Below are 221 nucleotides of genomic sequence, written 5' to 3'. Positions count from 1 at the left end.
CAAGTAACTATGCGACACGTTTGAAGACCGCACGCCCGAGACGTGTCATGCGGTTGAGGGACTTTGTAGCGATCTGGTTTTCTGTAATTTGGCGGTTCATTTCCCTGGCGTTCAGCTCGGGCCCGATGACAAACTTGCGGCGCCCGATCTGGGCTTCAACGAGGGCTCTGCCGTTGTAGCCCGTCGCTGACTGCCACGCCATTCGGCCATGTTCGGCGATA

General features: G+C 57.5%; 1 pseudogene. It reads right to left on the bottom strand.

The window, feature by feature from the left end:
* Positions 1-7: 7 nt before the first annotated feature.
* Positions 8-221, bottom strand: a pseudogene (locus Q0835_RS30280) (IS5/IS1182 family transposase); the annotation flags it as partial.

The organism is uncultured Roseibium sp., from assembly GCF_947499295.1.
Lineage (GTDB): Bacteria > Pseudomonadota > Alphaproteobacteria > Rhizobiales > Stappiaceae > Roseibium.
This window is presented reverse-complemented; position numbering and strand designations above follow the sequence as displayed.